The following is a 14660-nucleotide window of genomic DNA, read 5'->3' on the forward strand; positions in this document are numbered from 1 at the left end:
CACTCGTTACTATGACATAACAAGTCATTCATCTTTATTACATGACCTACTCGCAAAATAATGCTAGTTTACGCGCATTTTGTAATTGAGAGAGCATGGTATGTCAGACTTACCAAATACATCCCAAGATGAAAATCAGGTCGCAAAAAACGGCTGGTTTAATCGGTTTTTAGCCACAGTAGAGTTTTTAGGGAACATGCTTCCCCATCCTATTACGTTATTTGCATTGTTTTGTATTGCCATTATTTTATTTAGTGGTGTTGCCGATTGGTTTGGACTTAGCGCCATCGATCCACGGCCTGAGGGGGCCGCCGGTCGTGAACCTGATGGCGTAATTGAAGTGGTTAGCCTACTCAGTGCTGAGGGCTTACAACGGATTGTAACAGGCCTGGTGACTAATTTTACCAGCTTTGCACCATTGGGTACGGTACTGGTTGCATTATTAGGTGTTAGTGTTGCTGAACACTCTGGTTTATTATCTGCCGCTATGCGCGGCATGGTGATGGGCGCATCAAAACGTTTAGTTACTTTTATGGTGGTGTTTGCCGCTATCTTATCAAATACCGCCTCAGAACTTGGCTATGTGGTACTTATTCCGTTAGCGGCAATGATATTTCATAGTTTAGGTCGTCATCCGCTAGCGGGTCTTGCTGCTGCGTTTGCTGGTGTGTCGGGCGGTTACAGTGCTAATTTATTACTCGGTACAATAGATCCACTTTTAGCGGGTATTACTACGCCAGCAGCTCAAATGATAGACCCAACTTACCAAGTTGGCGCTGAAGCGAACTGGTATTTTATGATAGTTTCGGTATTTTTAATTGCTATTTTAGGTACTTTTGTTACTGAGAAAATAGTTGAACCGCGCCTTGGTAAATATAATCCAGATGAAGCGAGTGAAGACTTAACGCAAAATAATATTGCGGGTTTAACCGCTAAAGAAAAGTCAGGTTTAAAATGGGCCGGTGTGTCATTGCTTGTGATGTCATTATTACTGGCTTGGACCATCGTTCCTGAAAGTGGTATTTTACGCAACCCAGAAACAGGCTTAGTCACTAACTCCCCATTTTTAAAAGGCATAGTGGTTTTTATTTTTGTAACCTTTGGTATTCCTGGTTTTGTTTATGGTCGTGTTGTTGGCACCATGAAAAACGATAAAGACGTTATAAACGCTATGAGCAAAAGCATGAGCTCTATGGGGATGTACATTGTATTGGTGTTTTTTGCAGCCCAGTTTGTGGCATTTTTTAAATGGACAAATTTAGGCACTATTTTAGCCATTAATGGCGCTGCATTATTACAAGCGCTTAGCTTAACAGGCCCAGAAGTATTTGTGCTGTTTATTTTAATGTGTGCGTTAGTTAACTTAACCCTCGGCTCATCTTCAGCGCAGTGGGCTGTCACTGCACCTATATTTGTTCCTATGTTAATGTTGATTGGTTATGCACCTGAGACAATACAAGCGGCTTATCGTATCGGAGATTCGGTGACTAACTTAATTACCCCGATGATGAGTTATTTTGGCTTAATATTGGCTGTAGCCACTAAATACAAAAAAGATATGGGAATAGGCACATTGGTAGCGACTATGTTGCCATACAGTATTATTTTCTTTATTGGCTGGGTTGTGTTGTTTTACTTATGGGTATTTGTATTGGGTATGCCTGTTGGTCCAAATTCACCCACTTACTACACGCCTTAAACGCAGCTTATATAAACAATGCCAGTTTTGCTGGCATTGTTTGTATTTAGAAAATGACTTACGAAAACACAACGGTTTTATTGCCATTAATAAATAATTTATGTTCAGATGCAAGCTGCAGCGCTTTGCAAAACACGGTTTTTTCTACGTCTTTGCCCATTTTTGCCATTATTTGAGCTGTATCTGCATGGGTCACATTCGTCACGTCTTGTAAAATAATAGGCCCTTCATCAAGTTCATTATTTACAAAGTGGGCGGTAGCACCAATAATTTTTACACCACGTTCAAAGGCTTGGTGGTAGGGTTTTGCACCAATAAATGCAGGTAAAAAAGAGTGATGAATATTAATAATTTTGCCTTCAAAGCGGCCAACAAACTCCGGACTTAAAATACGCATATATTTAGCTAAACCAATAATGTCTGGGTTGTAGCTAGCAATCAAGTCAGCCACTTTTTCATCGTGTTCGTTACGCGTAAGCCCTTCATGCGAAACCACGTGAAAAGGAATATCAAATCCTCTTACTAAAGGTTCTAAGGTAGGGTAATTGGCAATGACAGCAAGTATTTCAATATTTAGGGCTTGCTCAAATTGCTTTAATAACATGCCACCTAAGCAATGTGCCTCTTTAGTGGCTAATAATACAACTTTGGTTTTTTCTTCACCATGAAGTGCCACCTTAGCGCCGTGCGGTAGCGCTTCACGCAGTTGCGCTAAGAACTCAGCATGCGGTTTACCGGTCAGTTCTGTACGCATAAAAAAACGCTGTGCATCTTTATCTACAAATTCATTGTTGCGAATAATATTTAAATTGTGCGCATGACATAATCCAGTGATTTTGGCGATTAAACCAATGCCGTCGGTGCATTGGGTGGTTAATATATAACTCATTTTCCTCATTCTTACCCAGTGATTAGTTGCTTTATTATTGGTGTTTTAATTCACAAAGCAAGCCCTTTATGTTGTGGCTAATGTTTAATTTTAATTAACGCTAAAATGACGTTACCGAGGTTAATTTTGCTTTACATCATTTTAATACGCTGTGTATTAGTCATTTAAAGTTGTCAGTTAAATTAGTTATTTTTAATTGATTTTATACCATTGTCTAATTATAAAGTATTCATTGGTGTGTTTTAATTATGTGAAGTGTTTTTGCTAAATGTAACTGTTTGTGCTTAATTAATATGCAGGTAGCGTTATTTCAAGTAATGCAAAAATGGAAAATTGTGTAGCTGATCGGCTGCGGTATAAATAAGTTTAATCGCTTATTAATGTAAATTGGAGAAATAATGGGTAATTTAAGCTTAAAAAATAAATTGCTAATTTTGGCTGTTTTACCATTAATTGTGTTGCTAATCAGTTTTATGGCGAGCTCTTACTATTTAGAAAAGCAAAACCAACAGCAAAATTTTAATGAGTTCAAAACAAAGCTATTGCAAGACAAGCAAACACTACTAAAAACAGAGATTGAAATTGGCTCAAAGGTGGTGCAATACCAATTAGCACAAGGTAATGAGCAAGATGCAAAAGATGCGTTACGTGACCTAACGTTTGGCGAAGATGGTTACTATTTTATTTATGACACTGAAGGGGTCAGCATTTTCCATGCATTGTTAGGTGATGCAATAGAAGGGCAAAATAAAATAGCTATGACTGACCCTAATGGGAAAAAAATAATTGTAGGGCTATTAGAGCAAGCGCAAAAAGGTGGGGGGTCTTTTATTTATGATTTTAAAAAACCAAACACCCAAGGTTTAGTCGAAAAAATAGGCTATGCAGCTATGATACCAGGGACTAACTGGATGATAGGTACAGGTACATACATGGATGATATTGAAGCCGAATTGCTAAAATACCGAACGACTATGCAACAGCATTTGGGCGAAAAAATGACAACGTTAGCTGCAATTTCTGTGTTGTTATTAGTACTTACTATCGCTGGGGTGTTGTATGCAGCTAATAATATGATTAAACCAATTGAGCGTATGGTGCAAAGCTTAGACGATATTGCCAAAGGTGATGGCGACTTAACGCAACGTTTAAAAATAGACACCCATGATGAAATTGGCCAATTAGGCGAATCGTTTAATGTATTTGTAAGTAAATTACATGGCATTATTGCAGGTGTAGTTGATGTTACTAGCGATGTTAAAACAGCCTCAAAAGATATTAATACGCAAACTTTATTAATTGAGGATAAATTATTAAAACACAATCACGAAACTGAGCTTGTCGCCACCGCCATTACTGAAATGTCTGCGACATCTCAAGAAGTAGCGCAAAACACCACACAAGTTGCCGTATCAACTCAGGCTGCAACCCAAGAGGTAGCGAATGCTCAAAATTGTGTTGATGTTTCTCTTAGTGAAGTGTCAAACTTAATGGGCGAAATTAACCAAGCAGCTGAAAAGGTTAACTCGTTAAGTGAGCAATCTAAAAAAATTAATAGTGTATTGAGTGTGATAGGCGGCATTGCTGAACAAACTAACTTATTGGCGTTGAATGCCGCTATTGAGGCCGCACGCGCTGGTGAGCAAGGTCGTGGTTTTGCCGTGGTTGCTGATGAAGTTCGAAGCCTAGCAAGTCGTACTCAAGATAGCACATTAGAAATTAATGAAATGCTCAGTGAGTTACACAATTTAGTTACTGCAGCAGTGGATGCAATGCAAGCGAGTCAGCAAAGTTGTAACCGCTCTGTTGAATCTTCTCGTGCAATATCTGAAAGCTTAGGGGCGGTGACTACATCCGTGACGACTATTAACGATATGAGTACACAAATAGCAACGGCGGCAACTGAACAAAGTAGTGTAACAGAAGAAATTAACCGTAACGTCTATGCAATACAAGAGATTGTGAATGAACTTACCGAATCAAGCAAAACAACCTCTTCTGTTAGTCAACATTTAGCGGGACGAGGTAAAAACTTAGGCGATTTAGTAGGGCAGTTTAAAATATAAAGCGCTTTAAAATGATAACTGTATTAAGCCGTAATATATGCTATTACGGCTTTTTTTATTGGCTTTGTTTTTAGTTTAGCCATTATATATTTGTCATAATTTTATAACGTGCTACAACAATAAATATTTAACAATACAGTGATTTTTTTAATATTTTATTGGTGTCTCATGTACACTATGAGTCATGCTCATTAATAAGTGCTCACTTATTACAGTAAATTTTCGTGAATGACCATTTTAGGATTTTTAAATGATAGAGTATCCAGTTGATCAGTTACCACAACTCATAGACGACTTATTACAGTGTGATACCACTGAGCGTAAAAATAAATTACTCATAGATGCTCAGCGAACTTTATCTACTGAGCACTTATCACTGCTTTTTGAGGCTATTCCTAAAGAGCAGCGCCTTGAAATTTGGCATTTACTCGATGAGGACACACAACACGAAATATTTGTTAATTTAAGTGAGGGCAGCTGTTTATGGCTGTTGCAAACACTTGATGATAGCGATGGTTTTAAATTATTAGACGAAGTTAATGTTGACGAGTTACTTGAGCTAGAAGAAGTTATTCCACAGCGCTTTATTGATTATGCTAAAAAGCAACTCGATGAAGCACAAACTAAGCAATATGAACTTGCTCAGCAATATACTCCAGAACAATTGGGTCATTGGATTGGCTTTGATTTTTTAAAAGTGTCAGAAAAACTCACCGCAGCTGGTGCTAAAAAGTTACTGCAAAAAGGTTTACCACAATACAGCGAAGTTATTTATTTAGTGAGCCGCAAAGGTAGCCTCATCGGTGAAGTTGCTGTTAATGATCTAATCAAAGCAGATGATAATGAGAGTTTAATGACCCTTGCGAATCATGACTTTTCATCATTGCACGCAGACGATGATTTATATGAAGCCGCAACTGTGGTTATTCATAGTGAGCAAATGGCCATGCCCGTGGTTAATGTGGATAACAAGTTAATAGGGCGATTAACCATTGCATCGGCGTATGAATTGCGCCAAGAAATAGCTGATGAAGCGGCGGCAAAGGCCGGCGGTTTACGTGAAGATGAAGACTTGTTTGCCAGTGTGCGTAAAAGTGCTAAAAACCGAGGTATTTGGCTCGGTATAAATTTAGCGACGGCATTTTTAGCCTCATGGTTTATAGGCTTATTTGGCGCAACCATAGAGCAAGTAGTAGCACTTGCTGTGCTCATGCCTATTGTTGCATCAATGGGCGGTATTGCTGGCAGCCAAACCTTAACCGTTATAGTGCGCGGCCTTGCACTGGGTCAAGTGACTGACTCAAACCGTAAAGCACTACTTAAAAAAGAGTTGCGAGTAGGAGCAGTAAATGGTTTGGTGTGGGCCTTTGTGATTGGCGCACTCACTTATTTATGGTTTAGTGATTTTATGCTCAGTATTACCATTACAGTGGCGATATTACTTAATTTAGTGGCCGCATCGTTAGCGGGCGTGGTTATCCCTTCCATTCTAGATAAAATGAAGATAGATCCCGCGTTATCAGGCTCAGTGATTTTAACCACGGTCACTGATATTGTTGGCTTTGTGACCTTTTTAGGATTAGGTAGTTTGTTGCTACTGTAATTTTTTATACAAGGATTAACCTTTGGTCTACAGCATTTAAAAAATTAATCTAAACGTCAGTAAAGTAATTCAATTTAGTGGCGTTTAGAGTCGATGCAGTGGCACTTTTTAAGTTTTAAACAACTGTGCTTATTTTATTTCTGCCTTCTGTTTTAGCGCGATATAAAGCAGTGTCAGCGGCGTACAACAACGCTTCGTAGGTGCGGTACTGACTATTATGCTCACAGGCAATCCCTTGGCTCACACTAACCTTAACCTCTGGTGGTAGGCCTATATCTGTAAATGTCATTGCATTAATTTGTTGTTGTACATGCTTGGCAACAATTGTGGCTCTTTGTATATCGCAACGGGGTAAAATAATAGCAAACTCCTCACCGCCATACCTAGCCGCCAAACATTCTCTTGACGGAATACATTGCAAAAGCATTTTTGCAATTTTTTGTAAGCATTTATCACCTTTAATATGCCCATAGGTATCATTAAATTTTTTAAAGTGATCTACATCAATCAATATACTGGTTAAAGGTTGCTGGCTTTGAATACTCTCTTGCCAGTATTTTTTTAATGACTCATCTAAAGCTAAACGATTAGCAAGCCCAGTTAAGTGATCGGTTGAAGCTTGTATTTTTAAACGGTTGTACATCGCTTTATGGGTACTAAGATCATGAAGTATACAAACGTATAATTTTTGCGCCGATGCAATACTTTTTGGCATACTTGATATTGATAAGTCTGCTTCGATGATATCACCATTGGCTTTATTTATAGTTACTTCATTTGGGCCTAAGCTCAGAGAAGCGTCTTTAATGCTTTCCCAATTTAATAAGGTTTGTTTGTATTTATTAAGATCGGCACCACGAAAAAACGACAGTAAATTTTCGCCTATCAGAGATTGCTGAGAATAACCTAATAGCTGTGCTGCTTTTGGGTTTGCAAACTCAAAACCACCGTGTTCATTAAGCACAAAAATGCCTTCGGCGGTGCCATTAAATAATTCAATTAAAGCGCCAAATTGGGTATGAGAAAAAGGGCTCGATAAAGCGCAATCGAAGGGGAGTGCTTTGTCGTTTTTAACCGCTGCAGTCTCTTTATTATTCATTTGTTTAGACACGTTTTAGCCTTAGCATGGTACAGACGTTTTTGATGTCTACAAATTTATATAAAAAACTGCAAATAAACCTTCTGGTAATCTTCTGTTTTTAAGGTTTTGATTTTTATTGTTTTTTTTATCTATAAATCAATCTATTAGAAGGTTGTTTCGTATATTAAATCATTAAGCACTGAGAGATCCCCACGAATTTAGCCTAAATTATCAATTTGTATAGTCAGAAGTGACAACTGGCTATACACATAAATAATGAACTGCCCATCAGGCTCATACCTAGGATCATCAACCACTTCTTTGCCAAGATAAATATAGGACAATACTCGTCGTTTTTTCTCTGTATTCGCTTGTAATGCCGCATCCCCTTGTTGTGCCGACACGGTGTACCCTATGCACCATAAGACAAACAACATTAACGCCGCTATGAGCAATAAATTATCAAACCTTTCTGCGCTTCTTGAATTTGCAAAGGCTAAACTAATGCCAAGTTTTGCATTCTTAGTGTCTCTGAAACTTTCTTCTATTTGCATACGTTGTTTATATAAAGTCACAATCCGTTGAGGCTTATCTGTAAATTGTGTAGGTAAATTAAACACAAGTAGCCAAGGCTCTTTGGCCTTTTGTTGTTGGTATTTAACCGTTGTACATTGAGATTGCCCACCCCGTTTTTTGATTTTTTTACGTCCCTTGTTTTTCCCTCTAAACAAAACACCTTGGCACGCGAAACGAACTGTTTTTCCGTAGTAAATCTGTGTCAGAAGGTGTGGTTTATCTGTTGCTTGCTCAAACCATGATTTACAATTTCGCCATGTCTCAAGGTCGCTAGATAAGGTCACATTGCCTCTGACGCGCCCAAGCCAATACCAGCCTTTATCTTCTATGGCTTTAAACCATGGCGTTCTAAAAATAGCATCAGATAAAATAATAGGCTGACAATCTGCAGGTAAACACTGTGCCAAGCTATCGAGTAAGTGTTGATGAGCCGCTTCGGTATTTAATTCGCTTTCAGGATACACTTTTTCATAGAGCGTTAACGCTCTTCCCCCATTGGTATGCTTGCCCTGAGCACTTGAAATATTTCGCCGCCATTAATAGGTGACCAGTCAACGATAATAAGTGGGTGTTGTTGCTGGCCTACTAAGCATTCGGTCATATGTTCATAGAAACAAAGACGTTCTTGATGCAGGTTAGCATTACCAATCAAACGGTCTGCGCGTTTAATATCATGTTTTTTATCGGTATTAGAAAATGATTTTAATCCGCGGCCTAGGTAAGTGACAGTAACGCGCTGGTCACGCAAGCCTGAGTTAACAAACGTAAAGACTGTATTTAAACGTGTTTTATGAATTTCAGGGTAGGCAATGGCAATATCTTTGTGTAATATTTCGGTGGCTTTCATGATTATGAGTGAGTTTTTTTATAGTGAAAAAATTTGATCACAAATAATCATGAGAGTCTACCATTAATTTTTATTTTGTGGGGATTCGTCAGCATTAAGCAATTAAAAGTTTGGTTTATTATTAGGGAGTAATGATAAAAAATTGGTTATTGCGGACGCTAATGCGTAAGTGTTGACGTTTGGGTGTCTGGTTATAAAAAATTGCACAGGGATAAATCAGCCCTGTGCAATTTAAATAGTAAAAATTAATCGTTGCTGAGTAATTTTTTTTCATTTATGACTTGTGGATCGGCACTTTCATATGCTTTTCCTTTACAAACAACGTTAAAAATTAAACACACCGTGCCATTATTTTCATGGCTGTCTGTGATGGTGATTGATTGGCCGTCATCATTGACTTCTGATGTAAAATCACCAGCACAGTCCCCTTCTTTATCGGTGATAGTAGCGCCGGTGAATAAAAAACCTTTGCCAAGAGTTGTTTCATTTAAGCTATAAATACCCGCAGTTTCGGTTCTGACAACACCACCGCCAGAGACTTCTTTGTTATCTCTAAAGTATGTAAAATTGGCGCTGTTGTTACTGTCTAGTTCAATATTGACAGTAAAGTGAATTAGGTTTTGAGTGTTATTCATATTATTTCCTTTTGTATTCATGGTTAAAGTTGAAAGTTTGTTATACCTAATTTAACTAGGCTTGCTTTTATTTCGGGGATTTCGTTTGCTCGGTTTAAGCAAGTGTACGTCTGCACCTGTGGGTACTTTACGTGAATGCTTTGGTTTATTTTTACTGTTTGAATAATGGCGTTAAAGGCATTTAAGCAAAATTGCTCTCGTTGTTCACTGGTTGTTGCTAATTTAGCTTTGAGTAGGTTTATATTTATGGGGGCTAAGTTATCTTTATTTTTCATTTTATTAGTTATGTATCTTTTATATTCGACATCACTTTCAAGGATCGTTAATAACTCTTGTGCTTTGATTGAGAGGTTTCTGTCAATGAAATAGTGAATCAAACTAATTTGTATATTGATAGGTCTGATATTATTAAAGCTTTGTGATTTTAAGAACTTAATAGTTTCTTCTATTCTTAAATCAATATTTTTATCGTTAGACAGCATTAGTAAGTGCGCTAAAGAGAGGTAATACATAAGTTGGAATTTATTGTCTTTGGGGTCTTGTTCTAAAGCCTTGCTTATCATGTTGTTAGCAAAAAGTGCTTTTTGATAGGCTATTCGTTTATCGGTTAAATAACTCAGTAAGAAACTTTGTTGCATGTGTATATTTGCATTCATGTAAAGAAGGCTTGCATCATTGGGTTGGTTAGAAGCCATTTTTTTGACCACACTAACGGCACTTTCCAACATATCTACTGCTGCATTAAAGTTACCTAAGTTACCTTCAGTTTTTGCAAGCCAACTGATGGTATCTGCTTTATCACGCAGTAAGTTTTTATTATTGGGTTTAAGCTTAAGGGCTTTATTTTTAAGGGCCAGCGATTTTGTAAAGCGTTGTTTTGCGCCTGTGTAGTCAAATTTCTCTGTGTATAAAGACCCTAGCGAATTGTGTGAATACGACAGCTCCATAATGGAGTTAAAATCATTGGGGGCTAGTGAGTACATTTTTTCGCTGTAGGCATGATATTTTTTAAACATTGGCTCAGTGGCGGCGTAATCACTTTTATCATAATGAAGCTGGCCGAGCCAAAAGGCATTAGCACCGGCAAGCGTTAATAGTTCTAAATTGTTTGGCTGGATGTTTAATAATGCCTCAAGGCGGGTACGGGCGTTTTCAAAGGCAGTGAAGGCTTCGTCGTTTTTGCCGCGGGAATAGGCCACTTCGCCCATAGCCTCAAGGGTTTGTGCGTATTGAAAACGGTTGTTAAACTCGGTTTTTGGGTTGTTAAAACTAAAAAGAGAGCTGGGCTCTTCTGCTTGATTGGTAAAGTATTCAAGCGCTTTATTGCTAATACCATCGAGTAAATCCATGCGTTTAACGCTACGTAGTTTATCGGCAAAGTCACCCACCATAAATCCTAATAAGCTTTCGGCCTCTTGGCGTTTTTGTTGTGCAAGCTGTTGTGCTTGAAAACTGGTAAAACTCATGAATAGGGCTACACAGGTAAGTAAGCAAAGTAGAGTGACCGTGCCGCGTTTTATTATTGTTTTTGTTTTACTATTTTTAAGGGAGCTATGTATAAGGGCGCGTTCGTCATTGTCTAGTTTGAATATATTGTCGTTTAATAACGTGAGCGCTTCTTGCAGTGGTTTACCCGGTGCTAATAGGTAAGCACTACTTTTGTGCTCGTTGAGCCACTGCTGCGTGAGATGGTGCAAACGGCTTTTAATAGCAAGGGCATCTTTATGGTCATTAATCCACTGTTTGGCACGTGGCCATTGACGTAATAGAGCTTCGTGGGCAAGGCTAAAACAGGCTTCTTGGTTTTGTAAGTGCGATACAAATAAGCGACTGTCGACCATGGCTTGTACGAGCTCTTTTTGGCTGCTGTTGGTTAATGCTTGTAAGCGGGCTGCACGGCTAGTAATGGTTTTACCATCTGGATTTAGCGTCACTAATTGCGATAACACGTTTTTAAGCTGCTGTTGTTGTTTTGCGCTTAGCCCAATAAAAACATCTTCTGCCTTTTTACCAATGGCGCCTTCAATACCGCCGAGTTTTTCATACACGCTGTGCAATAACTCATTATTTTCACTGCGCTGTAAATACAGTTCTTGCAGTGTGTATTGCAACATAGGCAATGCATCTGGGTTGTTGGCGGTATCGGCACACAGTATTTCATCAAGCGGGGTTTTGGTTTGTGGGTCGTATGAAAAGGTTAAATTAGCGGTTAATGCTGGCAAGCGAATAATTTGTTGCAGCTCCTGACGGTTGGGCGGCGTTAAATCATAAAGGGCACCATGTGCTTTTGCGCTCATAAGGCTAGGTTGCTCTACCACTAACGGGTAAAAGTCGTTACGACAGGCACTAAATACGATGACTGTTTTAGAGGTAGCTAAACGTTCAATAACCGATAAAAAATGACGGCGGATGTCGCGACTAAATAGTGGCGATGAAAGCAGTACCTCTAAGCGGTCTATAAATAAAAAAAACTGTGGCGTTTTAGCCGCTGTTTTTGTGCTAGCAAGTGCGCTTTGTAAGCTATTAATAACTTTATCTACCGCGTTTTCTAGTTGTTGCGCTAGCATTTGTGCGCTTAACCCTGCGAATACTGGTATATCGTTTATATCCCAATCTAGCATGGCTGAGGCTAAGTCTAAATACAGTCTATTTTGATGTACATCAGCAAAATCAAGCTGAGTGTATGCAACAACACCAATACCATTATAACCGCGTTTATCAAGTAGCTTTGGTAGTATGCCGGCATTGATTAACGATGATTTGCCTGTACCACTTGGGCCAAGTATTAAACAAAAAGCGCGCTGCAATTTCACTTGGTTTGACACGTTTTCTAGCAAGGTGGTAATGGCTTGATGACGGCCAAAAAATAAATGGCTATCGGTTGGGTTATACGCACTGAGCCCTACAAATGGGGAGCCGCCCTGCCATGGATTTACAGGGCTTGATGTATCTTCTGCAAATGGGAACTCAACCGCTGCAATAACGCGATACCCCCGTTTACGAATGGTTTCTATGTACTGAGGGGCGCTGGCTTTATCACCCAAAACTTTTCGCAGCTGAGTAATAGTTTTATGTAATGGGTTATCGCCCGTTTCTGTGTTAGCCCAGCAGTGAGTTAATAACGCTTCGCTACTAACAATCTGTGCTTGGTTTTGACATAAGTACACCAATACATCCATGGCTTTGGGCTCTAGCTGCTTTTGTTCTTCAGAACGTTGAACTGTATTACTGGCAGGAGTTACCTGCCAATCGCCTAAATAAAATGGAGCTTGGTGCATAATTGACTCATTATTTTTAGTTAGTTTTGTTAAATGTAACAACACGCTGTGGAAACGGAATTTCTACCTCTGCATCGTTAATCGCTTTATAAACGCCACCATTTATAGCGAGCTTAGTTTCAATTATTTTAGTGGTGGGCACCCAATAGCGGTAGCTAATAGTAACGCCGCTATCGGCAAAGCATTCTATACCAATTTGTGCATTAGGCGTTTTAGCAACGAGTTGGTGATTGACTAACACGTTTTCAATTAGGCTGATTGCGGTATCACTGCAGGCACTGTAAGCAATATCTATTTCACCTTTGACCAGTGAATAATTAAATGAGTTATGTAGAATTTCACCAACAATGTGTTTGTTAGGGATGGTTATTTCCACTTTTTCTTCATTAACTAATACGGTGTGACCTAGTTCAATTACTTTTACTTGGCCGCTAACCCCTTTTACTTCAATGGTATCGCCAACTACAAATGGGCGAGTTGCAATAATGGCAAGGCCTGCGCCATAGTTTGAAAGCATCCCTTGTAATGCTAAACCTGCGCCAAGTGATGCGGCACCAATTGCTGCAACAAAGGGAGTAACACTAATGCCAATTTTACCCAAAGCAATAATGATCACCATAATGATCAACAGTATTTTTACCACATTACTGACAAAGGTAGTCAGAGTAATGTCTATATTGTGACGAGTCATTAAATTGGCAACTACATCCGCAAGCTTTTTAGCTACCCAAAAGCCAACCAATAATATAAAAATAGCGCCGACTATTTGCATACTGTAGGTAACTAAATATTCGGTGAGTAGGACGTAGTATTTTTCAAACTGCTGAATTTCGGAACTAATCATGCGGGGCTCTATTTTTAGCGAGATTGTTATCTACTTACTATAACAAAGTGTTAACTAAAATAGGATATAATAATGGCACGATCACCGCAGTTAATAATGCGCTCAGTGCCATAGCCACCGATGAAAATGCCCCTATTTTTGGATGCTCTGCAATTGCGGCTGCTGTGCCAATAGCGTGACACGCGGTACCCATTGCTATTCCTTGCGCTTCAAAGTTGTAGACGTTAACCAATTTGAATAATAAAAAACCAAATAAAGCGCCTAACAAACCAATAAAAATAACCATGGCAGCGGCCAGTGAACTAATACCGCCAAGAGAATCAGTAACAAGTAATGCAATAGGGGTGGTGACACTCAGCGCCGCAACGGATGCACTTAATTGGGAAGGCACTGCAAATATAATACTTAAAACAAAAGCAACGAATGTGGCGTTAATAATACCAACACTGCAAGTGAAAACGATGAGCAAAAAGTTTTTTCGAATATGCATAAATTGCTGATAAAGCGGTAAAGCTAACGCGACTATGGCTGGCTCTAATAACCAACTTAGCAGCTGACTATGCGATGCAAATTGTGAATAGGGTAATTTAAGGTTAACTAATAATAAGGCAATAATGCCAATGCTTAAAAAAACAGGGTTGGTTAGGGATTTTAAAATGCTGTGATTAATTTTTATATTGATCATTTTTAACCCTAAAAAAAGAGCAATAATAAAAGGGGTGCTTAACCACCATAAACTGGGTGTTATGACAGTTAAGATGTCATTCATTGCTGTCTTTTCCTTTAAAGTAACCGACGATACTTGCTGCTAAGATTAAGCTACTTAAGGGCACTAAAATCATCACTGTAGTTAAAAATAGCCAATGCGTTTTTATAAGCTCTAAATGCTCAATAAACCCTACCCCCGCAGGAATAAAGAAAATAGGCATAACATTTAAAAGAGGCGAGGCACAAGGCATTAGTTGTTGTTCTTTAACTATGCCCAGTAAAAGTAGCACCAGTAAAATAACCATCGCTAATAACGGTGCAGGAAAGCCAGCATCGACAAAATGCATAATAAGTTTGCTGGCGGCGAGACAAAATAAAATTATAGTGCTACTGAAAATGTATTTCATGATCACAGCTCAATAAACGAGAAGACG

10 protein-coding genes and 1 pseudogene are annotated in these 14660 nt (G+C 38.8%); 3 read left to right on the top strand and 8 right to left on the bottom strand.

What is annotated here, in order from left to right; translation table 11 throughout:
• Positions 1–100: 100 nt before the first annotated feature.
• Positions 101–1699 carry an AbgT family transporter gene (locus AC6H44_RS03185; RefSeq protein ID WP_500737462.1) on the top strand — a complete coding sequence of 533 codons (1599 nt, stop codon included), beginning with the start codon at positions 101–103 and terminating at the stop codon, positions 1697–1699.
• Positions 1700–1757: 58 nt separating this feature from the next.
• Here AC6H44_RS03185 and purU read toward each other — a convergent pair whose 3' ends face one another.
• Entirely contained in the window at positions 1758–2588 is an 831-nt protein-coding gene (gene purU / locus AC6H44_RS03190; RefSeq protein ID WP_500737463.1) for a formyltetrahydrofolate deformylase, read from the bottom strand.
• 398 nt (positions 2589–2986) lie between these two features.
• Here purU and AC6H44_RS03195 point away from each other — a divergent pair, with 398 nt between their 5' ends.
• The gene (locus tag AC6H44_RS03195; protein ID WP_500737464.1) at positions 2987–4654 is read left to right on the top strand and encodes a methyl-accepting chemotaxis protein; all 1668 of its coding nucleotides are present in this window, start codon (positions 2987–2989) and stop codon (positions 4652–4654) included.
• A gap of 250 nt (positions 4655–4904) precedes the next feature.
• Entirely contained in the window at positions 4905–6257 is a 1353-nt protein-coding gene (locus AC6H44_RS03200; RefSeq protein WP_500737465.1) for a magnesium transporter, read from the top strand.
• A gap of 115 nt (positions 6258–6372) precedes the next feature.
• Here AC6H44_RS03200 and AC6H44_RS03205 read toward each other — a convergent pair whose 3' ends face one another.
• The 7 genes and pseudogenes from AC6H44_RS03205 to AC6H44_RS03235 all read right to left on the bottom strand — a co-directional run bounded on the left by AC6H44_RS03205 (position 6373) and on the right by AC6H44_RS03235 (position 14633).
• Complete coding sequence (locus AC6H44_RS03205; RefSeq protein WP_500737467.1) at positions 6373–7368, bottom strand: sensor domain-containing diguanylate cyclase; 996 nt, start codon at positions 7366–7368, stop codon at positions 6373–6375.
• Between the two features lie 188 nt (positions 7369–7556).
• Positions 7557–8761: pseudogene (locus tag AC6H44_RS03210) on the bottom strand (IS4 family transposase).
• A gap of 245 nt (positions 8762–9006) precedes the next feature.
• Positions 9007–9396 (bottom strand): DP-EP family protein, encoded by a 390-nt coding sequence (locus tag AC6H44_RS03215; RefSeq protein ID WP_500737468.1) that lies wholly within the window; start codon positions 9394–9396, stop codon positions 9007–9009.
• Between the two features lie 23 nt (positions 9397–9419).
• Positions 9420–12674, bottom strand: coding sequence for an nSTAND1 domain-containing NTPase (locus AC6H44_RS03220; protein ID WP_500737469.1), 3255 nt, complete (start codon positions 12672–12674; stop codon positions 9420–9422).
• 16 nt (positions 12675–12690) lie between these two features.
• On the bottom strand, positions 12691–13518 hold the full coding sequence (locus AC6H44_RS03225; RefSeq protein ID WP_500737470.1) for a mechanosensitive ion channel family protein: 828 nt from the start codon (positions 13516–13518) through the stop codon (positions 12691–12693).
• Between the two features lie 37 nt (positions 13519–13555).
• Positions 13556–14287 carry an LrgB family protein gene (locus tag AC6H44_RS03230; protein WP_500737472.1) on the bottom strand — a complete coding sequence of 244 codons (732 nt, stop codon included), beginning with the start codon at positions 14285–14287 and terminating at the stop codon, positions 13556–13558.
• A complete protein-coding gene (locus AC6H44_RS03235; protein ID WP_500737473.1) occupies positions 14280–14633 on the bottom strand; it encodes a CidA/LrgA family protein in 354 nt (117 codons plus the stop codon). The genes AC6H44_RS03230 and AC6H44_RS03235 overlap by 8 nt, the downstream gene beginning before the upstream one ends.
• Positions 14634–14660 lie beyond the last annotated feature (27 nt).

It is taken from the genome of Pseudoalteromonas sp. TAP-3C (genome assembly GCF_059888565.1).

Bases quoted from the DNA above. Each gene is read 5' to 3' on its own strand.
- AC6H44_RS03185 (WP_500737462.1), top strand. From the start codon at position 101: ATGTCAGACTTACCAAATACATCCCAAGATGAAAATCAGGTCGCAAAA.
- purU (WP_500737463.1), bottom strand. From the start codon at position 2,588: ATGAGTTATATATTAACCACCCAATGCACCGACGGCATTGGTTTAATC.
- AC6H44_RS03195 (WP_500737464.1), top strand. From the start codon at position 2,987: ATGGGTAATTTAAGCTTAAAAAATAAATTGCTAATTTTGGCTGTTTTA.
- AC6H44_RS03200 (WP_500737465.1), top strand. From the start codon at position 4,905: ATGATAGAGTATCCAGTTGATCAGTTACCACAACTCATAGACGACTTA.
- AC6H44_RS03215 (WP_500737468.1), bottom strand. From the start codon at position 9,396: ATGAATAACACTCAAAACCTAATTCACTTTACTGTCAATATTGAACTA.
- AC6H44_RS03220 (WP_500737469.1), bottom strand. From the start codon at position 12,674: ATGCACCAAGCTCCATTTTATTTAGGCGATTGGCAGGTAACTCCTGCC.
- AC6H44_RS03225 (WP_500737470.1), bottom strand. From the start codon at position 13,518: ATGATTAGTTCCGAAATTCAGCAGTTTGAAAAATACTACGTCCTACTC.
- AC6H44_RS03230 (WP_500737472.1), bottom strand. From the start codon at position 14,287: ATGAATGACATCTTAACTGTCATAACACCCAGTTTATGGTGGTTAAGC.
- AC6H44_RS03235 (WP_500737473.1), bottom strand. From the start codon at position 14,633: ATGAAATACATTTTCAGTAGCACTATAATTTTATTTTGTCTCGCCGCC.